1 rRNA gene is annotated in these 391 nt (G+C 57.8%); it reads right to left on the bottom strand.

Features of this window, described 5'->3' with window-relative positions:
* Positions 1 to 333, bottom strand: a 23S ribosomal RNA gene (locus ADK65_RS02950); the annotation flags it as partial.
* Positions 334 to 391: the final 58 nt, after the last annotated feature.

Below are 391 nucleotides of genomic sequence, written 5' to 3'. Positions count from 1 at the left end.
GAAGAGAGATCCCACAACCCCGCATACGCAACCCCTGCCGGGTCTCACACGTATACGGTTTAGCCTCATCCAGTTTCGCTCGCCACTACTCCCGGAATCACGGTTGTTTTCTCTTCCTGCGGGTACTGAGATGTTTCACTTCCCCGCGTTCCCTCCACATACCCTATGTGTTCAGGTATGGGTGACAGCCCATGACGACTGCCGGGTTTCCCCATTCGGAAACCCCCGGATCAAAGCCTGGTTGACGACTCCCCGGGGACTATCGTGGCCTCCCACGTCCTTCATCGGTTCCTGGTGCCAAGGCATCCACCGTGCGCCCTTAAAAACTTGGCCACAGATGCTCGCGTCCACTGTGCAGTTCTCAAACAACGACCAGCCACCCATCACCCCG

It is taken from the genome of Streptomyces sp. NRRL B-1140, assembly GCF_001280065.1.
Classification (GTDB): Bacteria; Actinomycetota; Actinomycetes; order Streptomycetales; family Streptomycetaceae; genus Streptomyces.
The sequence above is the reverse complement of the archived record's forward strand: the minus strand, read 5'-3'. Positions and strand labels throughout refer to the sequence as shown.